The organism is Caulobacter endophyticus, assembly GCF_003116815.1.
Taxonomy (GTDB): domain Bacteria; phylum Pseudomonadota; class Alphaproteobacteria; order Caulobacterales; family Caulobacteraceae; genus Caulobacter; species Caulobacter endophyticus.
Window position 1 is genome coordinate 77,116 of sequence record NZ_QDKQ01000037.1, and the last position, 23,191, is coordinate 100,306.

Below are 23,191 nucleotides of genomic sequence, written 5' to 3' on the forward strand. Positions count from 1 at the left end.
CTCATCGCGAGGCGCGTTCGGAGGACGTGTCGGCGGGCCGGCTGGCGGCCCGAGGCGGCAGGGGCGCTGGCGCGTTCGGCGACCAGCCGCCGCCCAGGGCCTTGTAGGTCTGCACCGCGCGCAGCAGGGCCTGGGTCTGGGCCCCGGTCAGGGCGGTGCGGGCGCTGCGCCAGGTCTGCTCGTTCTGCAGGTTGGTGGTCTGGTCGGTCAGGCCGGCGGCGTAGCCCTTGCGGCTGGCGGCGTAGGCGTTGGCGGCGCGTGTTTCGCCGGCCTTCAGCAGGGTGACGCGGCGCTGGTCGGAGGCCATCTGGGCCATGGCGTTCTCGGCCTCGCCATAGGCGGTCTGGATCGCCTTCTCGTAGGCGACGGCGGCCTGTTCGGTGCGGGCGTCCTGGGCGTCGATCTCGGCCAGCAGCTGGGGGATGTTGAGCAGCGGGATCGAGACGTTGCCGCCCAGGGTCCAGGTTCCGGTGGTGGTCGAGACCGTGCCGCCGCCGGCGCCGCCGGAACCGAAGTTGAAGGCCGGCGAGACGCTCTTGGCCCAGCCGACGCCGGGCGTCAGGGTGAAGGTCGGATACAGGGCCTTCTGGTTGACCTTGAGGTTGCCGGCGGCCGAGGCCAGGCGGGCCTGGGCCTCGCGCACGTCGGGACGGCGGGCCAGCAGTTCGCCCGGCACGGCGGCGGGGATGGGCGGCGGCTCGGCCAGAGCGGCGTCGACGCTGAGGCTGGCCAGAGGGTCGATCCCGCGCCCGACCAGGATCAGCAGGCTGCGGCGGGCGGCCTGCAGCTGGCTCTCGAGGTCGGCGGCCTGGGCCTGCGACTGGGCCAGGCTGGCGGCGGCGCTGTCGGCCTCGGACCCCGCCGACAGGCCCCGGCGGGCCTTTTCGGCGGCAAGGTCCAGAAGGCCCTGGCTGATGCGGGCGCTCTGCCGGGCGTCCTCCAGCTGCACGGCCAGGCCCTTGGCTTCGAAATAGGACTGGGCGACGTTGGCGGCCAGCGCCGCGCGCGCGCCCTCATAGGCGAAGCGGGCGGCGGCCAGGTCGTTGTTCACGACCTGCAGGCCGTTCTTGCGACGGCCCAGATAGTCGAGCTCCCAAGAGACGTCGAAGCCGGCGCTGTAGTTGTCGGTGTCGCCGCCGAGGGTGAAGCCCTGGCCGCTCTGGTCGAGGATGTCGGTGTGCTGGCGGCTGGCCGCGCCGGTGATCTGGCCCGAGGGGATGAACAGCTGGCGGATCTGGCCCTTGCGCACCGCGCGGGCCTCTTCCAGCACGGCCGCGGCGCTGCGGGCGTCGGGGCTCTTTTCCAGGGCCGTGGCGATCAGGCCGTTCAGCTGCGGATCGTTGAACTGAGTCCACCACTGGTCGAGGGCGGCGGCGGGCAGGGGCGTTCCGGCCGGGGCCTCGAAGGCGGCCGGCAGGCGCGTGTCGGGCGTTCGCGGCGCCGTGGCGTTGCAGCCGGCCAGGGCCAGGACGGCCAGGCTGGCGCCGGCCCCAAGACCGACCCGCGCGATCAGGCGCGCGGCCGGGTGTCGGCGATCGGCGCTCGCGTCGTAACTCATCTAAACCCTACCCCACTTCCGGACGACCGCCCCATAACGGACTAACTGGACCGTCGTTCGCTCAATTAGGGCGACTATTCACAAGAAAAAGCCCGTCTCGCCAAGACCTGGACGGATTTTCCCATGGTTGCGGTCACTACGTAGGACGGTCGCTCCTTTGCTCGCACGGCGACCACCCGAATCCGTCAGCAGCCTGTCAGCCGGACGCGACGGTTTTTCGACGTCGCCGGCGACGCAGGCGTATTGCCCCTGATTACGGGCGGTTGACGTTTCGCAAAAACATACCCAATCATCGAAACATTCGTTCGACTCTCGCCGGCGAGGCGGCTCGCTTCCGAGATCGGGCAGTAAGAAAGCTTTGCGTACAAAGTATCCGGCGAGAGGGGGATCCCAAGGTGTCGGCGTGCAAGTTCGCATCTTCCATTTTCGAAAGGCGTGACCTTGGCGCGGCGCAGGGCCGCGCGAGGGGCTCGCGCCCGGAGAATTCAGCCGACACCTGAGAGAGATCCGTCCTCGCCCAAGCGCTCCGAAAAGAAGAGAGACCGGGAGAGGGAAGATGACCAGGAAGACCTATCTTCGCGCGGGCTCGGCCTGCGCGCTGGCGGCGGCGCTCGCCGCGACGGCGGGGGCGGCCAGCGCCCAGGAAAGCACGCAGGTGGAGGAGGTGGTGGTCACCGGCTCCTTCATCCGGGGCACGCCCGAGGACGCCGCCCTGCCGGTCGACGTGATCGGCGCCGAGGAACTGCAGAAGCGCGGCTCGCCCTCGACGGTGGAGCTGATCAAGTCGCTGTCGGTGTCGAGCGGCGTGCTGGGCGACACCAACCAGTTCGACAGCCGGGCCCAGGGCTCGGAGGGATCGGGCTCGGTGAACCTGCGCGGCCTGGGCTCTCAGCGGACGCTCGTCCTGCTGAACGGCCGGCGCCTGGCGATCAATCCGCTGGCCTCGGCCGGGGCCGGCATCGTCGACACCAACATCATTCCCGCCGCCGCCATCGGCCGGCTGGAGGTGCTGAAGGACGGCGCGGCGGCGACCTATGGCTCCGACGCCATCGCCGGCGTGGTCAACTTCATCACCAGGAAGAACGTCGACGGGCTGGAGGTCGGGGCCGACTACCGGGCCATCGACGGCTCGGACGGCGACTACGGCCTGAACCTGATCTACGGCAAGCAGTGGGACCATGGCGACATGCTGATCAGCGTCGGCTGGCAGCATCGCTCCAAGCTCAGCGTCGCCGAGCGCGACTGGGCCAACCAGTCCTACCTGTCCAATCCCGAGGCGGGCTGGTCGGCGGCGGGCAGCCCCTCGTCCTTCATTCCGGTGGCCAACACCGCCAGCGGCCTGCGCGATCCGGCTTGCGCGGGACTGGGCGGCTATCCCGGCTTCAGCGGTCTGACGCCGGTCTGCTACTGGCACTACACGCCGTTCGACAACCTGGTCGAAAAATCCAACGCAGTTCAGGTCTACGGCGAGATCAACGCCCAGCTCAACGAGACCACCAAGTTCCACGTCGAGGCGCTGTACGCCCATACCGACGTGCCCGACTGGAACACCTCGCCTTCATACGCGGCGCTGGCCGTGCCGACGGCCGAGGTGGCGCCGATCCCGCAGCTGGCCGGGCGCTACTTCGTGCCGGCGACCAATCCGGGCCTGGCCGCCTTCATCGCCGGCAACCCGACGGTGGTGCTGACCAACCTGGGCACCGGGGCCCAGACCACCCTGCCCGGCGCGATCTTCGCCGGCGGGGCGCTGAACGTCGCCAACCGGCCGTTCGGCATCGGCGGCAATCCGGCCTTCGGCTACGGCCCGTCGATCGGTTCGCGCTCGTTCGACGCCTACCGGGTCTCGGCCGACCTGAAGGGCGAGTTCGGCAACGGCGTCGGCTGGGAGGCGGCGGTGACCTATTCGCAGGAGGTGGGGATCCGCACCGGCTACGACGCCCTGGTCAACCGCTACGCCCTGGCGCTGCGCGGACTGGGCGGACCCAATTGCGACAGCAATCCCTCGACCCCCGGCATCCAGGGCTCGCCCGGCGTCGGCGGCTGCCTCTACTTCAACCCGTTCGCCAGCGCCCTGCCCAGCAACGCCATCACGGGCGTCGCCAATCCCGGCTACGTCTCGGCCCTGGCCAACAGCAAGGCACTGACCGACTGGTTCTTCCAGAAGCTGTCGACCAAGCAGACCTCGCGACTGTTCGTCGCCGAGGCGGTGCTGAACGGCAAGACGGCCATCACCCTGCCGGGCGGCGACATCGCCTGGGCGGCCGGGGTGCAGTACCGCCGCAGCTATTTCACGGCGACCTACAACGACATCTCCAACGCCCTGATCAATCCGTGCGTCAACACGCCGGACTTCGGGGTGACCAACTGCACGGGCTCGGCGCGCAACGGGCCGTTCATGTTCCTGGGCGTCGGCACGCCTTCCGACAACCAGAGCGACGTCGTCGCCGCCTTCGGCGAGCTGAGCCTGCCGATCACCGAAACCGTGCAGGCCCAGCTGGCCGCGCGCTACGAGGACTATGGCGGGGCTGTGGGCTCGACCTTCAATCCCAAGGCCTCGGTGCGCTGGCAGGCCCTGCCGTGGATGGCGGTGCGGGCCTCGGCCGGCTCGACCTTCCGCGGGCCGCCGGACCCGCTGACCACCACGACCTCGGTGACCTCGCTGCAGGGCATTCTCGGGGTCTTCCGGGCGGTCGACATCTTCAGCAATCCGAGCCTGAAGCCCGAGAAGGCCAACACCTACAACATGGGCCTGCTGTTCAAGGCCGGCGCCTTCAAGGCCAGCATCGACTACTTCCGGTTCGACTTCAAAAACCCGATCGTGGCCGAGCCGGTGGCCGGGATCACCAACGCGATCTATCCGAACGGGGTGTCGGGGGCCAACAACTGCGCCGACCCGGCCTATGCGGCCCTCGTGGCGCGCTTCACCTTCAACGGCGCCTGCGGCTCGCCCGCCAACATCGCGCGGCTGAAGACCTTCTATATCAATGGCGCGCCGGTGGAGAACGCGGGCTTCGACTTCTCGGCCGACTACAGCTTCGCCGGCGTGCTGGGCGGCGACCTCGCCATCGGCGGCACGGCGACCTGGGTGCAGAAGTACGAGGTGGGGGCGACCAGCGTCGAGGGGGTGGTGGTCGAGAAGGCCTTCGATGCGGTGGGCCTCCTGAACTACCAGACCACCGTCGTGCCGATCCCCGAATGGAAGGGCCAGGCCTTCGCCGAATGGAGCCGCGGGATCCACAACCTGCGCCTGACGGTGCACTACATCGGCAAGTACGACGACCAGCGCACCGCGCCGTTCGCGACCGGCGCCTACAAGGACAGCACCGGCGCGCCGGTGACCGTCTCCAAAGGCAAGACCATCGACGCCCAGGTGCTGACGGACCTCGCCTATCGGGTGCAGCTGCCGCGCGAGACGACGGCGACGGTGGCGATCACCAACCTCTTCGACCAGGACCCCTCCTACGCCCGGCTCGACCTGGGCTACGACCCGTTCACCGGCGATCCGCTGGGCCGGACCTACAAGTTCAGCCTGCGCAAGAGGTTTTAGAGTTCCCAGCCTCGTGGGATAGGCGGCCGGCCGTTCTTCCTCCTGCCGGTCGTTCTGGGCCGGGGACGAAAGTCTCCGGCCTTTCTGTTGGTTTCGCTACTCCTCCCCCGCTTGCGGGGGAGGGGGACCACGAAGTGGTGGAGGGGGCGAGACTGGGCGCCGAGGAGGCGGTCGCCCCCTCCGTCACGCTGCGTATCCGCAGCGCGCCACCTCCCCCGTTTCACGGGGGAGGAACTGGGGCTCAGACCTGCGCCACCGCCCGCCGCACGGCCTCGGCCAGGTCATCGAGGTCGGCGATGTCGAGGTCGGCGGCGAAGGGCAGGCCCAGCATCTTGCCGGCCAGGTGGTCGACGACCGGCACGCTGTCGGCCGCGGCCTCGGGGTCGCGCACGCCCACGCAGGTGACAAAACGGCCCTCGACGGCCAGGAGGGCGGCGACGGCCGGGGCGCAGCCCTCGGCGACGCTGACGACACAGGCGCTGGACACCCACGACAGGCCCCAGCCGGGCTGGAAGGCGACGGGCGAGCCGAGCAGCAGCATGCGCAGGCGCTGGGCGTTGGTCGCCAGTTGCTGGCGCTTGAGGGTCCAGCCGTCCAGGCCGTCGTCGCCCTCGAAGGCGGGGGCGGTGAGGCGAGCGATCAGGTCGGCGTCCTCGGCGGCGACGAATACGCCCTCGCCGCCGGGCAGGCCGACGACCACGGGGACGGGGGCGTCCATGATGACGTCGAAGCCGAAGGCGGCGTCGACCACGATGGGCAGGCCGGTTTCGGCCTGGAAGGCGGCCAGGGCCAGAAGGTCGGGGGCGCGGCCGAAGGCGCAGGTAGTCACGATGGCTTCCAGCGGGCAGGGGGCCTCGGCCATGCGCTCACGCAGGTGGGCGGTGTCGACCATCCAGGTGAACGGGTCGACGTCGACCAGCCACGGCGTCAGGCCCGCGGCGGCGACGCCCTCCAGGGTCTCGCGTCCGGCCAGGGCCGAGACGATGCACACCCCGCCGGGACGCGCGCCCTGGGCGGCCAGCAGGTCGGCGGTGGCGGCGGCGCGGTCGGCGCAGGCGCGGACGGCGGTGGTTCGGGAGAAGCGCTGGGCCAGCCGCCCGTTCAGGTCGTCGCAGACAGGGGCGCCGAAGGCTTTTTCCAGCGCGTCGAAGTCGAGCGGCGCGCTCGATGCGGGCGCGACGGACTTCGGCTGCGACGCCAGGACGGCGGCTGAAAGGGTGGGCATGCGAGACGCTTCCGCAACGAACCGGCGCCGACAACCCCGACGACGCCCTTATGGTTAATCGAACGTATCGACTGACTCGGCCTGTCCAGATGCGGCGCGCCGTCGCGGCGGAGTTTGCGGTTTTTCCGGGTTTTCACCATCAGTCCTCTCTCAAAGAGAGAGGGGCGTCTTTCTCGTCCACCCGTCCCGCAGTTCGCGCTTGAGCACCTTGCCGATGTGGCTGCGCGGCAGGGCGTCGACCAGGACGAGGTCGGCCAGGCGCTGGGTCTTGCCCAGGCGTTCGTTGGCGAAGGCGCGAATGGTCTGCGCGTCGGCGGTCGCGCCGTGGCGCAGGGCCACGAAGGCCACGGGAGTCTCGCCCCAGGCGTCGGAGGGAACGCCGACCACGGCGGCTTCCAGCACGTCCGGATGCTGCACGATCACCGCCTCCAGGTCGCTGGGATAGATGTTGAAGCCGCCGCTGATGACCATGTCCTTCTTGCGGTCCATCAGGGTGAGGAACCCCTCGTCGTCGAAGCGGCCGACGTCGCCGGTGCGGATGAAGGAGAGGCCCTCCGGCGAGGTCCAGGTCGCTTCCGCCGTCTTGCCGGGCTGGCCGTGATAGCCGTTCATCATGCCGGCCGAGCGGCCGACGATCTCGCCGACGACGCCGGGACCGACCTGTACGCCGTCCTCGTCGATCAGGCGGATGTCGTGGCCCGGAGCGGGCTGGCCCACGGTGTGCAGCTTGTCGGGGTGCTCGTGGGCCATGAGGATGCAGGTCCCGCCGCCCTCGGTCATGCCGAAATATTCGACGAGGCCGCCGGGCCAGCGCTTCAGCACCTGCGCCTTCAGTTCGGCGGCGAAGGGGGCGCTGGTGCAGAACTTCAGCCGCGTGGACGACAGGTCGAAGCGATCGAAGTCCGGGTGGGCCATCAGCCGGCGGTACTGCACCGGCACCAGCATGGCGTGGGTCATGCGATGCTGCTGCGCCAGCTCCAGGAAGCGGCCCGCGTCGAACTTCTTCATCAGCACGACGGTCCCGCCGCCCGCCAGGGTGGGGAAGAAGCAGACCAGCGTGGTGTTGGAATAGAGCGGCGTCGACAGCAGGGTGACCGCGTCGGGACCGTAGCCGACGGCGTCGCCGCGGAAGACGTGCTTCCAGCGCATGCCGTGCGACTGGACGATGCCCTTGGGCGCGCCGGTGGTACCGCTGGAATAGATGATGTTGAACGGATGCTCGGGCGCGATCTCGACCGGCGCTGGGCTGGCGCCCTCGGGGGCGAGCCAGGCCGCGAAGGCCTCGCCGTAGGGCGATCCGTCCAGGGCGATGACGCGGGCGGCGACGGGCGCGGGCTTTTGCGCTTCGGCTACGCCCGCATCGACGAAGAACAGCCTGGCGCCGCTGTCGTCGACCATGCCGGCGATGGCCTCGGGCGTGGACGAGGGCGCCAGCGGCGCGACGGCGACGCCGGCCCGCAGGCCGCCCAGGAAAACCGCCGCATAGGGTATCGAGGACAGGGCGCAGACGGCGACCGCCGCGCCGGGCAGGACGCCGTCGCGCTGCAGGGCGGCGGCGACGCGGTCGGCCAGGGCGTCGAAGGCCGCGTAGGTGATGGTCTCGCCGGTCTCCATGATCACGGCGGGATGGTCGGGAGCTTCCGCGGCGCGCTCGCGCAGGATGTCGCCCATCACGCCGTAGTCGGCGGCGATCATGGAGGGGATGGTCGGCATGCTTTGCTCCTCTTCTCCCTTCCCCTCGATGGGGGAAGGGCCGGGGATGAGGGTGACTGCTGAGCTGGCGGCGCTAGGAACGCTGCGCGTTCACCTCCATCCGACCCGCTTCGCGGGCCGCCTTCCCCATCAAGGGAGAAGGGCGTTCGTTGATTTTACGCGTCCTTGAAGCCCTTGCCCTCGGCCACCAGCCGCTCCAGCAGGGCCGACGGCTTGAAGTCGTCGCCGTGCTTTTCCTGGAAGGCCTTCATGCCGGCCAGCACCTTGTCGAGGCCCACGAGTTCGCCCCAGAACATCGGGCCGCCGCGATAGACCGGCCAGCCATAGCCGTTGATCCAGACGATATCGATGTCCGACGCCCGGATGGCCTTGCCCTCCTCGAGGATCTTCGCGCCCTCGTTGACCATCGGATAGAGGCAGCGCTCCAGGATCTCCTGGTCGCTGATCTCTCGGCGCTGGATCTGGCGCTTCTCGGCGAAGTCGAGGATCACCTTCTCGACCTCGGGGCTGGGCTTGGCGACGCGGTTCTCGTCGTAGTCGTAGAAGCCCCTGCCGTTCTTCTGGCCGCGGCGGTCCATCTCGCACAGCACCTCGCGCACGGTGGACGAGGAGGTCTTGGCCGGGTCCCAGCCGATGTCGAGGCCGGCCAGATCGCTCATGGCGAACGGACCCATCGGCAGGCCGAATTCGTAGAGCACGCGGTCGACGTCCCAGGGCATGGCGCCTTCGAGGATCAGCTTCTGGGCCTCGCGCTGGCGCTGGGCCAGCATGCGGTTGCCGACGAAGCCGAAGCAGTTGCCGACCAGGACCGCGACCTTGCCGATCTTCTTGCCGATCTGCATCGAGGTGGCGATCACCGACTTGTCGGTCTTCTCGCCGCGCACGATCTCCAGCAGGCGCATGACGTTGGCCGGCGAGAAGAAGTGCAGGCCGATGACGCTTTCGGGGCGCCTGGTGACGGCGGCGATGGCGTCGATGTCGAGGTAGGAGGTGTTGGAGGCCAGGATCGCGCCCGGCTTGGCGATGGCGTCGAGCTTGGTGAAGACCTCCTTCTTGATCTCCATCAGCTCGAACACGGCCTCGATGATCAGGTCGCAGTCGGCCAGATCCTCCAGATGCATGGACGGCGTGAGCAGCCCCATGCGCCTTTCGACGTCGTCCTGGGTGAGGCGGCCCTTCTTGGCGGTGTTCTCGTAGTTCTTGCGGATGATCCCGACGCCGCGGTCCAGGTTCTCCTGCTTGGCCTCGATGATCGTCACCGGGATGCCGGCGTTGAGGAAGTTCATCGAGATGCCGCCGCCCATGGTGCCGGCCCCGATGACGCCGACCTTCTTGATCGGGAGCGTCGGGGTGTCATCGGGCACGTCGGGAATCTTGGCGGCCTGGCGCTCGGCGAAGAACACGTAGCGCTGGGCGGCCGACTGGCTGCCGGTCATCAGCTCCATGAAGAGGCGGCGTTCTTCCTTCAGGCCCTCGTCGAAGGGCAGGTTCACGGCCGCCTCGATGCACTTGATGTTGTTCTCGGGCGCCAGGAAGCCGCGGAACTTGCGGGCGTTGGCTTTCCGGAACTCGGTGAAGATCTCGGGCTTGCCGCGGGCGGCCTCGACCTTGTCGGACAGGTGGCGGACCTTGGCCAGGGGACGGCCCTCGGCCAGCACCACGCGGGCGAAGGCGATCGCGCCGTCGCGCAGGGCGCCTTCCTCGACCAGGCTGTCGAACAGGCCCATGGCGAGCGCGGCCTTGGCCGGGACGTGCTGGCCGCTGGTGACCATCTCCAGCGCCTTCTCGACGCCGACGATGCGCGGCAGGCGCTGGGTGCCGCCGGCGCCCGGCAGCAGGCCGATGTTCACTTCCGGCAGGCCGGCCTTGGCCGAGGGCACGGCGACGCGATAGTGCGCGACAAGCGCGACTTCCAGCCCGCCGCCCAGGGCGGTGCCGTGGATCGCGGCGACCACCGGCTTGGGCGAGTTCTCGATGGTGTTCTGCACGTCCTGCAGGGAGGGGCCGGTCATGGCCTTGCCGAACTCGCTGATGTCGGCGCCGGCGATGAAGGTCTTGCCTTCGCAGATCAGCACGATGGCCTGGACGGCCGGATCGGCGATCGCCGCCTCGAAGGCGCCCTTCAGCCCCTCGCGGACCTGGGCCGACAGCGCGTTGACCGGCGGAGAGTTCAGCGTGACGACGCCGATGTCGCCTTCGACGGTCAGATCGGTGACGGCGTTGATCGCGGCCATGCGGGTCCACCCTTTTTTGTTCGTTTGAACGCTTGTTTGACTAAAGCCAGCACGACGGCGCGCGAGAGTCCAGAGGCGCGCGGACGGCGCCGCTTTTCCGGGCGCCGCAGGTTGACGGCGCAGGCGTCGTACTGGACATTCGAAGAGTTCAGTTTCGGTCGAGATGGCGCCTGTCGGCGCGGGCCGACGTGACGTCGCGTCGGCGCGTAAGCCTGCGGTTCCAGACCACAATCGACCAGACTGGGGAGGGAGTTCGCACCAGGACCGGCCGTCCGCCGCCGCTTGCAGGCGTGCGGGATATTCCAAGACCGAGTTCAGGCGCGGGCGCGACGCGGTGCATACGACGCGTCGAAACTTTGAGGTGAAGCGCACCTCGGCGCGGGGGCCAGGCTCCCGCGCCGCCTTGTGCGGGGTTGACCCCGCCGCCCGCCCGACCGATGGAAACCCCATGACCGACACCACGCTCGAAGCCTTCGCCCGCGGCCTGCCCAAGGCCGAACTGCACATGCACATCGAGGGCAGCCTCGAACCGGAACTGATGTTCGCCCTGGCCGAACGCAACGGGATCGCCCTGCCGTACAAGTCGGTGGAGGAGATCCGCGCGGCCTACGCCTTCTCGAACCTGCAGGACTTCCTGGACATCTATTATCAGGGCGCGGGCGTGCTGATCACGCGGGCCGACTTCAAGGACCTGGCCCTGGCCTATTTCGAACGCCTGGCGGCCGATGGCGGAGTGCACGCCGAGATCTTCTTCGATCCGCAGACCCACACCGAGCGCGGGATCGCCTTCGAAACGGTGATCGACGGCCTGCTGGACGGCATGGCCGAAGCCGAGGCGCGCTGGGGCGTGACGTCGAAGCTGATCCTCTGCTTCCTGCGTCACCTGTCGGAAGAAAGCGCCTTCGAGACCCTGGAGCAGGCCAGGCCGCACCTGGACAAGATCGCGGGCGTGGGCCTGGACTCCTCGGAGGTCGGCCACCCGCCGGCCAAGTTCGCCCGGGTGTTCAAGGCCGCCCGCGACCTCGGCCTCAAGATCGTCGCCCATGCCGGCGAGGAAGGCCCGCCCGAGTACGTCTGGGAAGCCATCGACCTGGTGGGCGTCGACCGCATCGACCACGGCAACCGCGCGCTGGAAGACGAGGCGCTGACCCAGCGGCTCGTGGCCGATGGCGTGACCCTGACGGTTTGCCCGCTGTCGAACCTGAAGCTGTGCGTGGTGCCGGACCTGGCCGCGCACCCGATGCGCAGGATGCTGGACCTGGGCCTCAAGGCGACGGTGAACTCCGACGACCCGGCCTATTTCGGCGGCTACCTGCTGGACAATTACCTGGAGACCGCCAGGGCCGTGGACCTGACGCGCGAGGACCTGGTGGTTCTGGCGCGCAACAGCTTCACCGGCTCGTTCCTGGACGAGGCCGAGAAGACGCGGCGTCTGGCGCAGGTGGATGCGTACGTGGCCGAAAACCCCTCTCTCTGAGAGAGAGGGTCCACCAAGCCCTACCGCGCCATCAGCCCCATCAGCAGCGGGCGGGCGAACAGCCGGGCGGCGTCTTCGCGGGTGACGCCCGGCGCCCAGGCCTGCAGCGAGGCGGCGGCGTTCAGCATCGAGTTGATCATGTGCGCGGCCACCAGCGGGTCGATGGCGCGCACCGAGCCGTCGGCGATCCCGTCGGCGATCATGCCGGCGAAGCGGTTGGAGCCGCGGGCGTAGCCGTCGCTCATCTCGTGGCGGATCTCGATCGGCAGGGCGCCCATCGAGGAGGCGCGCAGCAGCGGGCCGTGGTCCGACAGCTGGTACTCGACCAGGGCCGCCGTCGCCGCCGAGACCGCCGTCCAGCCGTCCCCTGGAAGATCGCGGGCCGACAGCTGGGCGCGACGGGTGACCGCGAAAGTGCGCTGGAAGCACTCGACCACCAGGGCGTCCTTGTCCTCGTGGTGATGGTAGAACGAGCCCTTGGTGACGTTCAGCGCCGCCGAGATGTCCTCGACCGAGGCCCCGCGATAGCCGCGCTGGTTGATGAGGCGCGTGGCGGCCACGAGGAAGGTCTCGCGCCATTCCTGGCCCTCGTCCGAGACGGGCGTCGGGTCGGGCAGGGCCGGCGGCGTCCAGTCGCGGCCGGAGCCGGCGATGCCGCCCACGAGGATGTCGTACATCCGCTCGCGCACCCGCTCGTAGTCGTCCAGATCGAAGCGGCGCAGCCAGGCGCCGGTCCAGAAGACCTGTTCCAGCAGGAGGTGGGCGCGGGCGTTGCGCTCGGCCTTGTCGAGATGGGCGAAGGCCTCGCCGTCGAAGAAGGCGCGCACCCGGCGGAAGATGTCGGCGAAGGCGGCCTGCACCGAAGCGCGCATCGGCTCCTTCAGCGCGCGGATCTCGGTGAAGCTTGCCAGGGGCGCGTCTTGCCCTGCGCGCACCCGGCGCGACAGGTCGAGATAGAGGGTCAGGAACTTGCGGATGCGGCCGGCGGCGTCGGGCTCGGCGGCGGCCTCGTCGATCATGGCGTCCAGCCGCTCGAGGCCCCGGATGAAGCAGGCGGCGGCCAGGTCGTCCTTCTTGCGGTAGTAGTAGGTGACGCTGGTGGTGATCAGGCCCACCTTGGCGGCGACGTCGGCCAGGGTCATGCCCTTGACGCCCTGGCGATTGAGCACGGCGGTGGCGGCCGCCAGGATGGCTTCCTTCTTCTGCGCGTAGCGCGCGGTCGCCGCGGTGACGGTCCGGCCGTCGTCCATAGTCTCAGCCCCCTGCAGCGCCGGACTTTCCGGCGCTGGACTCAAGCGTCCAATCTAGGCCTGGAAAGGGGCCGCAGAAAGGCCCGGCCTCGTCTTTGTCGCTCAGTGGAGCCGGTCGGGCAGGGCGGCGACCACGGCCCGGACCAGGGCGGCGGGCGACAGCGGCTTGGCGATCGCGCCGTTCATGCCGGCCTCGACATAGGCGGCGGTCTGGTGGGCCAGGGCGTTGGCGGTCATGGCCACGATCGGCGCCGCGCCGGCGGGGCCGGGCAGGGCGCGGATGGCGCGCGTGGCCTCGACCCCGTCCATGACCGGCATCTGAATGTCCATGAAGATCAGGTCATAGCCGCGCTGGGCCGCGACGATGCCGGCCCGGCCGTCCTCGGCCGTGGCGACGCGGGCGCCCAGCGCCTCGAGCATGCGGGTGGCGATCAGGCGGTTGACGGCGTTGTCCTCGACCAGCAGCACCTCCAGCCCGTCGAGCATGGGGGTGTCGCCTTCTCCGGCGCTCGCGGCCGGGGCCTGGGCGGCGGGCGCCAGGACGTCGAGCCAGAAGGTCGAGCCTTCGCCCGGGCGGCTTTCGAAGCCGATATCGCCGCCCATCAGCTGGGCCAGCCGGCGGGTGATCGACAGGCCCAGACCCGCGCCGCCGAACCGCCGGGTGGTCGAACCGTCGGCCTGGCTGAAGCGCTCGAACAGGGTGCCCTGGGCGGCCAGCGGGATGCCGACGCCGGTGTCCTCGATCTCGAAGCGCAGGCGCACGCCCTCTTCGGTGGACGAGACGCAGAGCCGGGCGGTCACGCGGCCGGCCAGGGTGAACTTCACCGCGTTGCCGATCAGGTTGAAGAGGGCCTGGCGCAGCCGCACGGGATCGGCGGCGACGAAGGCCGCGCCGGCCGGCGGAGCCTCGACGCGGATGGACAGGCCCTTTTCCTCGGCCTGGGGCTCCAGCAGGTCGGCGACGCTGCGCAGCAGGGCCGACGGGTCGAGCGCCTCGGGAGAGAGCTCCAGCTTGCCGGCCTCGACCTTGGAGAAGTCGATAATGTCGTTGAGCAGTTCCGACAGCATGGCGCCGCAGCCCAGGGCCTCGGCCAGCAGACGGCGGCCGTCGGCCGACAGCGGCTCGTGCTTGAGCAGGTGCAGCACGCCCAGCACGCCGTTCATCGGGGTGCGGATCTCGTGGCTCATATTGGCCAGGAACTGCGACTTGGCCGCGGCCGCCGCCAGGGCCGCGTCGCGGGCGACCAGCAGTTCGGTGACGTCCTGGCTGATGCCGATGACGTCGAACAGCTCGCCGGCGGCGCCGCGCACGCCGCGCCAGTCGGTGCGCATCCAGATCCATTCCCGGCTGGCCGCGTCGGCGTGGCGATAGACCAGCTGGGCGTGCTCGCCGGTCTCCTGGGTGCGCAGGAAGGCGGCGGTCATGGTCTGGCGGTCGTCAGGGTGGATGGCGGACATCATCTCCACCGCCGTCATCTGCCGCGCGTCGCCCAGCGGCGCGGCCAGGGTCGTGATGTCCTGCTCGAAGAAGTAGATCCCCTTGCGGGTCTCGTAGCGCCAGACATAGACGCCGGCCGCGTTGCGCAGCAGTTCGTTGGCGCGCTCGGCCTGCTGGCGCTGGAGCCGGCGGATGCGTTCCTCGGAGAAGTCCTGGAAGACGATCAGCAGCGCCCCGTCGGGCAGGATCTTGGAGCGCGAGCGCACCCACAGCCAGCCGCCGCCCTTGCGCGCCAGCCGATGCTCGGACTGCACCTGGCCCTCGGCGCGCAGCACCCGGCCGGCCTGTTCCAGCACCTGGGTGTCGTGCAGGTGGAGGAAGTCGCGGATCGAGCGGCCCAGGGTCTCGTCGGCGCTCCAGCCGGCGATCTCGCTCCAGGCCGGATTGACCCGGACGATGGCCCGGTCCTGCAGCACGATGAACATGTCGAGGCTGTTCTGGAAAAACCAGTCGGCCGCCGCACGATCGATGTTCGAGGCCGTCTCGCCCTCGGGACGCTTGCCCATCGCGCTCCCCTCGTCTTCAATCGATGAACGCAGGATCGGGTAAAGGTTGCGTTTCCCGTACCGCCTATTCGATCCGCGACAATAAGGCGACCGTGACTGAAGGTCGCGCCAGTAAAGGGGGATTCCCGTTTGAGCACGCCCGAAGCCGTCGGCCTGTCGTCGGACCGACTGAAGCGCATCGACGCCTTTCTGCAAGCCAAGTACGTCGGGCCCGGCCTGCTGCCCGGTGCCCAGCTGCAGGTCTGGCGGCGCGGCCAGCTGGCCCACGAGACCGTGCTGGGCCTGGCCGACCGCGAGCGCGGCGCGCCGCTGAAGGCCGATGCGCTGTACCGCATCTACTCGATGACCAAGCCGATCACCTCGATCGCCTTCATGATGCTGGTCGAGGAGGGCAGGGTGGCCCTGGAAGACCCGGTCCACCGCTTCATTCCGGCCTTCAGGGACCTGGGCGTCTTCGCCGCCGGTTCGCTGGGCATGTTCCAGACCAGGCCGCTCTCCGAGCCGATGCGGATGATCGACCTGCTGCGCCACACGGCCGGCCTGACCTACGGCTTCCAGCAGCGCGGCAATATCGACGCGGCCTATCGCAAGCTGCACCTGGACGACCTGCCGGGGCCGCGCGACCTGGACGGATTCATCGCCGAGCTGGCGAAACTCCCTCTCGAGTTCAGCCCGGGCGAGGCCTGGAACTATTCGGTCTGCACCGACGTGCTGGGCTATCTCGTCCAGGTCATCTCGGGCCAGCCGTTCGACCAGTTCCTGAAAGACCGGATCTTCGAACCGCTGAAGATGGCCGACACCGGCTTCTTCGTGCCCGAAGCCGACCAGGGCCGCCTGGCCGCCTGCTACAGCCTCGACCCCAAGGGCAAGGTGGTGCTGCAGGATGATCCGGCCCAGAGCCCGTTCCTCAAGGACCCGCTGTTCAAGTCGGGCGGCGGGGGCCTGGTCTCCACCGCGGCCGACTATATGCGCTTCTGCCGCATGATCCTGAACGGCGGCCAGCTGGACGGCGCCCGCATCGTCAGCCCAAAGACGCTGAGGGCGATGATGCTCAATCACCTGCCGGGCGGCAAAGAGCTGACCGAAATGTCGAAGTCGCTGTTCAGCGAGAGCGTCTATGACGGCGTGGGCTTCGGCCTCGGCTTCGCAGTCACGACGGATCTGGCCCGCACCCGCACCATCGGCAGCCTGGGCGAGGCCTTCTGGGGCGGCATGGCCTCGACCGCCTTCTGGGTGGATCCGGTGGAGGACCTGGCGGTGGTGTTCATGACCCAGCTGATGCCGTCCAGCGTCTATCCCATCCGGCGGGAGCTGCGGACGCTGGTCTACGCGGCGTTCGAGGAGGCGGCTTGAGCCAGGATGCTCCCCCTGAAGGGGGAGCTGTCGCGGAGCGACTGAGGGGGGAGTGACTGCTCCCTCCGCGGCTTCATCGACTTCAGCAGGATCTTCCCCCTCCGGCCCTTCGGGCCACCTCCCCCTTCAGGGGGAGGATCTGGAGATGCGAACCTCCCCCTGTGGGGGAGGTGATCGCGAAGCGATCGGTGGGGGGAGTGGCTTGGAAACCGGCCGGTTCGGCGGAAGCTGAAAACGTCCCCCCACCGGCCTTCGGCCGCCTCCCCCATGGGAGGAGGTTCTTTAGAGCGGCGAGGCCGGCGGGGTGTAATCCTCCGGCAGGGGGATGAACTCGCCGTCGTCCAGATCCGGCAGCTTCATCCGCCCGGCGCGCCAGTCGGCCTTGGCCTGCTCGATGCGGTCCTTGGAGCTGGAGACGAAGTTCCATTCGATGAAGCGCGGGCCGATCGGCTCGCCGCCCAGCAGCATGACCACCGAGGGCTCAAGCGCCTCGAAGACCACGGTCTCGCCCGGGGCGAACACGGCCATCTGTGCGGTCTCGATCACCCGGCCGGCCACTTCCATCCGGCCGCTGGAGACATAGGCCGCGCGCTCGGAATATTCGGCCGGCAGGGCCGCCTTGGCCCCGGCCGCCAGCTCCCAGTGGACGTAGAACAGCGGCGAATGCACCGGCACGCTGGCCTTGGCGCCGAAGGCCTCGCCGGCGATCAGCCGGGCCTTGATCCCCGCGCCCTCGTAATAGGGCAGGTCGGTCGAGCCGGCGTGGTGGCTGAAGCCGGGATCCATCTCCTCGTATTCCTTGGGCAGGGCGATCCAGGCCTGCATGCCGTTCATCACCCCGCCCTGGCTGCGCAGGGTCTCGAAGCGTTCGGAGTGGGTGATGCCCGAGCCGGCCGTCATCCAGTTGACCTCGCCGGGCACGATCTCGATCTCCGAGCCGACGCTGTCGCGGTGGGTCATGGCGCCCTCGAACAGGTAGCTCAGGGTCGACAGGCCGATGTGCGGGTGGGGCCGCACGTCGACGCTTTGCGGGAAGTTCGGATCGAAGCTGGCCGGGCCCATGTGGTCGAGGAACACGAACGGCCCGACCATGCGCCGCTTGGCGAAGGGCAGCACCCGCCCGACCTCGAAACCGCCGATGTCGCGGCGGCGGGCGTCGATGACGAGGTCGATCATGGGGAGGCTCCGGCAGGCTTGTTGCGTGGCTGGAACCTCCCACGGCGGACATGCGCAGTCTTGTTGAAATTAGCGGTCGGCGTAGGCCGTCTTCCACAGCTCGGCCACCTCCAGCAGCGCTTGTCCGGGCGCGTCCGTCGCCGACGACCGCAGGCGCTCGATCCGCAACGCCGCGCGGGTCGCCTCGAGCCGCTCGTCGAGCCTGCGCCTGGCCTCGGCCAGGGCGGGGGACGGGTCGGGGAAAGGGGAGGGCGCGGTGGCGAGGCCGCGCTTGCGGTGCGGGCGCTTGGGAAGGGGGCGTCGGCGGGTGTGCGTCATGGGGGGCTCTTTTGAGAACCTCCCCCTGTGGGGGAGGCGATCGCGCAGCGATCGGTGGGGGGAGTTTGGCTTGAAGTCGGCCGCCCTCGGCGGAAGCTGAAAACGGCCCCCCGCCGGCCTTCGGCCGCCTCCCCCACAGGGGGAGGTTCCTTGATCGCCGGACGCGCGTCTTCGCGCTCACGCGGAAGACCGCTGAGTTGATCGGAGAGGGCGCGGGGCGTCCGGACCGCGTCCGGATGCTGTGTGTTGGTTACCGTTTCGACGAAGCCATGACGCCCCGCGCGATCGTTTGACCTCAGGCCGGGGCGCGCGGGCATCTTCCGCCCTGTGCCCCTTCCACCGCGCAGGCTCCCCGTTTCTTGACGGCCGGGAGGCGCGTATGGCGCGGACCCTCGGGCGGGCGGGGACCCATGACAGGCAAGCCCCCGATAGGCGGGTTTACGTCCCCCGCCCTCCGTTCAAGCCCCGCCGGCCCGGCTCACGCCGCTCCAGGAGGCCCCGCTCGATCGCATCACCGCCGCACGCTTCGGGCCGGATCCTTGCGCCCTCTCCCCGCGACGGGACGAGAGGAAGTATGCGGCGGGTTTGGAGCTGTCGGATGAAAAACGCTGATAATTTTTTAGAGCGTTGATTAGGTTGGGGTTTGTGTGGCGGCGGACGGGGATTGGCAGTCTTCGCTCCTTCCAGGACGGAAGGTCTGCCTTCCTGGGAGCAGACGCGATACGAGCGGTGTGGTCCCGGAAACTATGAAGGCTGTCCCAATGATCACGCTTGGAGAATCCGTCTAGGCGCTCGCTCCTGGCGATTTGAGGCCAAGGTCGCCATAGAGCGGTGCAAGTTCATCATCCGACAGTGGGCTGTTCAAAGGGGCGCTGCGGGGTGCTTGTTTGATTGCCCAATACACAAGTAGAACTGCTGGCTGGCGGTACAGCAGTTCCTTGGTGGCGCGCTCCTGGATACGCTCGGCAAGGAACGGTTTTTCCTTAAGGAAAGCATCTAGCTCGGCCTCAAAGCCTTCCTTCGCCCACCCGCAGAAGTGGTCCACCAAGAGGGTGTTAAGCGGCGACGGTTGGGGCTCCAGGCCGGTGAAGGGCTTGTACGCGGCTTGGACGGCTGCGGCGATCTGCCGGCTAGGTGCCTGTGCCAACTCAAGCTTTTGGCGCACCTGGGTAAAGTAGTCGTCCGTGGCCTCGATGAGGGCCATGCTCTTGGCGGCCGCACGTTTTACGTGCGGTTCAGCCTGTATGCTGGGCTTATAAATCGTGTCGTGTGTCAGTTCGCTGTAAGCGTGCTGGAGTATAGTGCGTACCTGAACTTCACAGGGCGTGTTTACAGCGACATCAACGCCACCATGAATGACGCTGGCCTTTGCCCGGACAATGTAGTGGAGCGATTGGTAATCGAATTCGAATGGCTTCGCAGCGCGCTCCTCTTCAAAGTCCCGTGCTTTGGCGGCGGTCCAGCGGTCGCACGTGGTGATGGTGCGCTCCACCACCCTAATATCCTCCGAGAACAGCACGACGATGCGAACGCCAACCTTGTCCTCAATGTCGTCGTACGGGTCCTTGTATTGCTTGCCACGGTGGAACGCCTTGGCCAGCAAGGACGGCTCCTCTTTGGTCCGGGGCTTCAGGGGGATGCGAAAGAACAACTCCACATTTGCTGGGTGGATTTCCCGTGCCACCGCCTCTGTGAGCATTTCTGACACGAAATCGCCCCATGCCGCATACATGGGGCGCTCCGCGCGCCAGCGCTCTAGCAGTTCTGTTTCGCGATCCTTCATTGCTCGCCGGTGAGGCGCTCTCGAATGGTTATGCGTGTCCAAGCGTCTGCCACGCCGCCGTCATCGGCAGCTATAGCCTCAATCTGAACCTTGTTCTTGAGGGCTTCAGGTGACGCGGATAGTTCGATGTCGCCCCCGAACTTGAGGCGTCGACGCCGTAGGCGGTTACCCATTTGGGAGGTGTCGCGGACCACGGCGTTCGGGGTGAACCTTTTTGCGTTGAGGAAGTCCGCGAAAGGGTCCTGCATGTCCTGCGGCAAGTAGCGGTTGCCGAACTGTTCGGCGGTGAAAGTCGGGTCCTGTTCGTCGCGCACGAAGACGTACAGGCTATCCATCACGTCCCGCTTTTTCTCCGGCTCCAGGTCAGATTTGCGTACGAATTCCCTTGTGAGGTCAAAGAAACGGGCCGTCTCATATGGTCCGTCACTGGGCAGGGCGCATCCCAGAAAACCTTCGTAAAAATAGGCGGCCGCAGCCTCTCGGTTACTTACCGAAATGTTGCTGTCGAAGACGAACGCCCGGCGACCGTCAGGTTTTGCCTTGGTGGTATCCTCAAACAACATAAGGCCGATCTTGTAGAGCCGGGTGGCTGGGGTCAGGAAAATGTTTTGCAAGAACTCGACAACCGCCTTCGAGCCGTCTTTGGAGCGGCGAAAGCCGGCTTGTGTCTCAGCCTTGATAACTCCTAAAAACGGCTGGGCTTTTGCGCCCACGGTGCCGTCAAAAACGATCAGCATTCCGCCCGGAATACGGCGGGCCATTTGAGCGTCCGCCAACTTGTTAGCGATTGCCTGTGACCCGGCAAGAAAGTCCGTCGCGGGAGATCCGGCCAAGCTTTCTGCCAATTCGAGGAAACTGCCTGGGCCGTGCCGCGCGATGCGCATTTCAAGGCTTTGGCTTTGTCCCGATAATGCGTCAGTCATGCGGAGCCGGAAGGCCCCCAAGGCCTCGGGGCTGAGGTTCTCCAAGCCGTCGGCCAACACCGGCGACCTGATCGACTTGTCTTCATTGCGCTGGAACACTTCGTGCACCACGACGCGGTTCACCTTTAGGTTTTCAAATAGCATTTGCGGATCATCCCTCCCCGGTAGTGAGGAGGTTGTTGCACGACCTGGGGGCGATCCGCAAACTACCGTCGCGGCATGACAGGAACGGACGTAGAGGGTTTGCGCCAGCGGCACCAAGTGAGCTTCTAGCCGAAGCGTTGGTGGAGATCGTGTTCTTTCGCTTAGTCGAGAGCCCGATCTTGGCAGATAAGCCCTACCTCCGCCCCTTCCGAAACGCCTCCGCCTTCTCCGCCCGCACCTCGGCCCGCACGCGCTTCGGCGCCGAGGTGTCCACCGCTTCCCCAGCCCCCGTCAGGGCCTCGTTGGCGAACTCCAGGTCGAGCAGCTTCATGCGCTTGATCTCGTCGCGGAGGCGGGCGGCGGTTTCGAATTCGAGGTTGGCGGCGGCTTCGCGCATCTTGGCTTCGAGGTCGCGCAGGGCGGCCTTGAAGTTGTCGCCGCTGAACGGCTTGTCGACGCCCGAGCCGTCGCTGACGCCCATCGGCACCAGGACGCGGTCGCCGCGCTCGTAGGGGCTGGCCAGGATGTCCTTGATGTCGCGCTTGACGCTCTCGGGCGTGATGCCGTGTTCGAGGTTGTAGGCGTTCTGCTTGTCGCGGCGGCGCTGGGTCTCGGCCATGGCCCGCTCCATGCTGCCGGTGATCCGGTCGGCATAGAGGATGACCTTGCCGTCGACGTTGCGGGCGGCGCGGCCGATGGTCTGGACCAGCGAGGTCTCCGAGCGCAGGAAGCCTTCCTTGTCGGCGTCGAGGATGGCCACCAGGCCGCATTCGGGAATGTCGAGGCCCTCGCGCAGCAGGTTGATGCCGACCAGCACGTCGAAATGGCCCAGGCGCAGGTCGCGGATGATCTCGATGCGCTCCAGGGTGTCGACGTCCGAGTGCATGTAGCGGACGCGGATGCCCTGTTCGTTGAGGTATTCGGTGAGGTCCTCGGCCATCTTCTTGGTCAGGACGGTGACCAGGGTGCGGTAGCCCTTCTGGATGGTCTGGCGGATCTCGTCGACGACGTCGTCGACCTGGGAGGCGCCGTCCTTGGCCACGGGGCGCACCTCTACGGGGGGATCGATCAGGCCGGTGGGGCGGATGACCTGCTCGGCGAAGACGCCGCCGGCGCGCTCCAGCTCCCAGTTGGCGGGGGTGGCCGAGACGTGCACCGACTGCGGGCGCATGGCGTCCCACTCCTCGAACTTGAGGGGGCGGTTGTCCAGGGCCGAGGGCAGGCGGAAGCCGTATTCGGCCAGGGTCCATTTGCGGTTGCGGTCGCCCTTGTACATGGCGCCGATCTGCGGAACCGTCTGGTGGCTCTCGTCGGTGAACAGCAGGGCGTTGTCGGGGATGTATTCGAAGAAGGTCGGCGGCGGCTCGCCGGTGCGGCGGCCCGAGAGGTAGCGGCTGTAGTTCTCGATGCCGGCGCAGGAGCCGGTGGTCTCGATCATCTCCAGGTCGAAGGTGGTGCGCTGCTCCAGGCGCTGGGCCTCCAGCAGCTTGCCGTTGGCGTTCAGCCACTCCAGCCGCTCCTTCAGCTCCTTGCGGATCTCGATGATCGCCTGGCGCAGGGTGGGGCGCGGGGTGACGTGGTGGCTGTTGGCGTAGACCTTGATGGTCTCCAGGTCGGCGGTCTTCTTGCCGGTCAGCGGGTCGAACTCGCTGATCGCCTCGACCTCGTCGCCGAACATCGAGACGCGCCAGGCGCGGTCCTCGTAGTGGGCGGGGAAGATCTCGATGGTGTCGCCGCGGCGGCGGAAGGTGCCGCGGTCGAAGGCGGCGTCGTTGCGCTTGTACTGCTGGGCCACCAGGTCGGCCATCAGCTGCTTCTCGTCGACCCGGTCGCCCACCGTCAGGGTGAAGGTCATGGCGGTGTAGGTCTCGACCGAGCCGATGCCGTAGATGCACGACACCGAGGCCACCACGATGACGTCGTCGCGCTCCAGGATCGCCCGCGTGGCCGAGTGGCGCATGCGGTCGATCTGCTCGTTGATGAAGCTGTCCTTTTCGATGAAGGTATCGGTGCGCGGGACGTAGGCTTCGGGCTGGTAGTAGTCGTAGTAGCTGACGAAGTACTCGACCGCGTTCTCGGGGAAGAAGGCCTTCATTTCGCTGTAGAGCTGGGCGGCCAGGGTCTTGTTGGGGGCCAGGATCAGCGCCGGGCGCTGGGTGGCCTCGATGACCTTGGCCATGGTGAACGTCTTGCCCGAGCCGGTGACGCCCAGCAGCACCTGGTCCTGCTCGTTGTTCTCGATGCCCTCGACCAGCTCCTTGATCGCGGTCGGCTGGTCGCCGGCCGGTTCGTAGGACGACACCAGCTTGAAGGTCTTGCCGCCTTCCGACTTCTCGGGACGCGCCGGGCGGTGGGGCGTCCACAGCATCGGCATTACACCCCCTTGGCCTTCCAGCGCGCTATCCAGTTGCGCGTCGAGGACGAAGGGCGTCGAGGCGTCGGAAACGCCGGGGTTCTGGCTGCTGGGCATGGGCCAAATCTAGGCA

Annotated in this window: 14 protein-coding genes; 3 read left to right on the forward strand and 11 right to left on the reverse strand. The window is 68.0% G+C overall.

Annotated elements, in window-relative coordinates:
- Window position 1: 1 nt before the first annotated feature.
- The gene (locus tag DDF67_RS10860; RefSeq protein WP_109100913.1) at window positions 2-1,558 is read right to left on the reverse strand and encodes an efflux transporter outer membrane subunit; all 1,557 of its coding nucleotides are present in this window, start codon (window positions 1,556-1,558) and stop codon (window positions 2-4) included.
- A 556-nt stretch (window positions 1,559-2,114) separates the two neighbouring features.
- Between DDF67_RS10860 and DDF67_RS10865 the strand changes: the two genes are divergently transcribed.
- A complete protein-coding gene (locus DDF67_RS10865) occupies window positions 2,115-5,105 on the forward strand; it encodes a TonB-dependent receptor domain-containing protein (RefSeq protein WP_109100914.1) in 2,991 nt (996 codons plus the stop codon).
- Window positions 5,106-5,346: 241 nt separating this feature from the next.
- Here the strand turns inward: DDF67_RS10865 and DDF67_RS10870 are convergent, their stop codons facing one another.
- The 3 genes from DDF67_RS10870 to DDF67_RS10880 form a co-directional block, all read right to left on the reverse strand.
- Complete coding sequence (locus DDF67_RS10870; RefSeq protein WP_109100915.1) at window positions 5,347-6,330, reverse strand: DegT/DnrJ/EryC1/StrS family aminotransferase; 984 nt, start codon at window positions 6,328-6,330, stop codon at window positions 5,347-5,349.
- A gap of 150 nt (window positions 6,331-6,480) precedes the next feature.
- Entirely contained in the window at window positions 6,481-8,043 is a 1,563-nt protein-coding gene (locus tag DDF67_RS10875; protein ID WP_109100916.1) for a class I adenylate-forming enzyme family protein, read from the reverse strand.
- A gap of 155 nt (window positions 8,044-8,198) precedes the next feature.
- Window positions 8,199-10,277 carry a 3-hydroxyacyl-CoA dehydrogenase NAD-binding domain-containing protein gene (locus tag DDF67_RS10880; protein ID WP_109100917.1) on the reverse strand — a complete coding sequence of 693 codons (2,079 nt, stop codon included), beginning with the start codon at window positions 10,275-10,277 and terminating at the stop codon, window positions 8,199-8,201.
- A gap of 448 nt (window positions 10,278-10,725) precedes the next feature.
- Here DDF67_RS10880 and DDF67_RS10885 point away from each other — a divergent pair, with 448 nt between their 5' ends.
- Window positions 10,726-11,754, forward strand: a complete 1,029-nt coding sequence (locus tag DDF67_RS10885) for an adenosine deaminase (protein ID WP_109100918.1) — start codon at window positions 10,726-10,728, stop codon at window positions 11,752-11,754.
- 20 nt (window positions 11,755-11,774) lie between these two features.
- Here the strand turns inward: DDF67_RS10885 and DDF67_RS10890 are convergent, their stop codons facing one another.
- Together DDF67_RS10890 and DDF67_RS10895 are read right to left on the reverse strand one after the other, a co-directional pair.
- Complete coding sequence (locus tag DDF67_RS10890; RefSeq protein ID WP_109100919.1) at window positions 11,775-13,004, reverse strand: TetR/AcrR family transcriptional regulator; 1,230 nt, start codon at window positions 13,002-13,004, stop codon at window positions 11,775-11,777.
- 102 nt (window positions 13,005-13,106) lie between these two features.
- The gene (locus tag DDF67_RS10895; protein ID WP_109100920.1) at window positions 13,107-15,008 is read right to left on the reverse strand and encodes a hybrid sensor histidine kinase/response regulator; all 1,902 of its coding nucleotides are present in this window, start codon (window positions 15,006-15,008) and stop codon (window positions 13,107-13,109) included.
- Window positions 15,009-15,137: 129 nt separating this feature from the next.
- On the opposite strand from DDF67_RS10895, the gene DDF67_RS10900 reads away from it, so the two are divergent.
- Window positions 15,138-16,361 carry a serine hydrolase domain-containing protein gene (locus DDF67_RS10900; protein ID WP_109100921.1) on the forward strand — a complete coding sequence of 408 codons (1,224 nt, stop codon included), beginning with the start codon at window positions 15,138-15,140 and terminating at the stop codon, window positions 16,359-16,361.
- A 282-nt stretch (window positions 16,362-16,643) separates the two neighbouring features.
- On the opposite strand, the gene DDF67_RS10910 is transcribed toward DDF67_RS10900, so the two are convergent.
- From DDF67_RS10910 to uvrB, 5 genes are all read right to left on the reverse strand, one after another.
- Entirely contained in the window at window positions 16,644-17,537 is an 894-nt protein-coding gene (locus tag DDF67_RS10910; protein ID WP_109100923.1) for a pirin family protein, read from the reverse strand.
- A gap of 69 nt (window positions 17,538-17,606) precedes the next feature.
- Entirely contained in the window at window positions 17,607-17,855 is a 249-nt protein-coding gene (locus tag DDF67_RS10915) for a hypothetical protein (protein ID WP_109100924.1), read from the reverse strand.
- A 784-nt stretch (window positions 17,856-18,639) separates the two neighbouring features.
- Window positions 18,640-19,638, reverse strand: a complete 999-nt coding sequence (locus DDF67_RS10920; RefSeq protein ID WP_109100925.1) for a GTP pyrophosphokinase — start codon at window positions 19,636-19,638, stop codon at window positions 18,640-18,642.
- Complete coding sequence (locus tag DDF67_RS10925) at window positions 19,635-20,684, reverse strand: nucleoid-associated protein (protein ID WP_158278031.1); 1,050 nt, start codon at window positions 20,682-20,684, stop codon at window positions 19,635-19,637. The genes DDF67_RS10920 and DDF67_RS10925 overlap by 4 nt, the downstream gene beginning before the upstream one ends.
- A 214-nt stretch (window positions 20,685-20,898) precedes the next feature.
- Window positions 20,899-23,175, reverse strand: coding sequence for an excinuclease ABC subunit UvrB (gene uvrB, locus DDF67_RS10930; RefSeq protein WP_109100927.1), 2,277 nt, complete (start codon window positions 23,173-23,175; stop codon window positions 20,899-20,901).
- Window positions 23,176-23,191: the final 16 nt, after the last annotated feature.

What these genes read in the sequence shown, in the direction of transcription:
- DDF67_RS10915 (WP_109100924.1), bottom strand. Translation starts at nt 17,855, where the DNA reads ATGACGCACACCCGCCGACGCCCCCTTCCCAAGCGCCCGCACCGCAAG.
- DDF67_RS10875 (WP_109100916.1), bottom strand. Translation starts at nt 8,043, where the DNA reads ATGCCGACCATCCCCTCCATGATCGCCGCCGACTACGGCGTGATGGGC.
- DDF67_RS10870 (WP_109100915.1), bottom strand. Translation starts at nt 6,330, where the DNA reads ATGCCCACCCTTTCAGCCGCCGTCCTGGCGTCGCAGCCGAAGTCCGTC.
- DDF67_RS10920 (WP_109100925.1), bottom strand. Translation starts at nt 19,638, where the DNA reads ATGAAGGATCGCGAAACAGAACTGCTAGAGCGCTGGCGCGCGGAGCGC.
- uvrB (WP_109100927.1), bottom strand. Translation starts at nt 23,175, where the DNA reads ATGCCCAGCAGCCAGAACCCCGGCGTTTCCGACGCCTCGACGCCCTTC.
- DDF67_RS10885 (WP_109100918.1), top strand. Translation starts at nt 10,726, where the DNA reads ATGACCGACACCACGCTCGAAGCCTTCGCCCGCGGCCTGCCCAAGGCC.
- DDF67_RS10860 (WP_109100913.1), bottom strand. Translation starts at nt 1,558, where the DNA reads ATGAGTTACGACGCGAGCGCCGATCGCCGACACCCGGCCGCGCGCCTG.
- DDF67_RS10895 (WP_109100920.1), bottom strand. Translation starts at nt 15,008, where the DNA reads ATGGGCAAGCGTCCCGAGGGCGAGACGGCCTCGAACATCGATCGTGCG.
- DDF67_RS10880 (WP_109100917.1), bottom strand. Translation starts at nt 10,277, where the DNA reads ATGGCCGCGATCAACGCCGTCACCGATCTGACCGTCGAAGGCGACATC.
- DDF67_RS10910 (WP_109100923.1), bottom strand. Translation starts at nt 17,537, where the DNA reads ATGATCGACCTCGTCATCGACGCCCGCCGCCGCGACATCGGCGGTTTC.
- DDF67_RS10890 (WP_109100919.1), bottom strand. Translation starts at nt 13,004, where the DNA reads ATGGACGACGGCCGGACCGTCACCGCGGCGACCGCGCGCTACGCGCAG.
- DDF67_RS10865 (WP_109100914.1), top strand. Translation starts at nt 2,115, where the DNA reads ATGACCAGGAAGACCTATCTTCGCGCGGGCTCGGCCTGCGCGCTGGCG.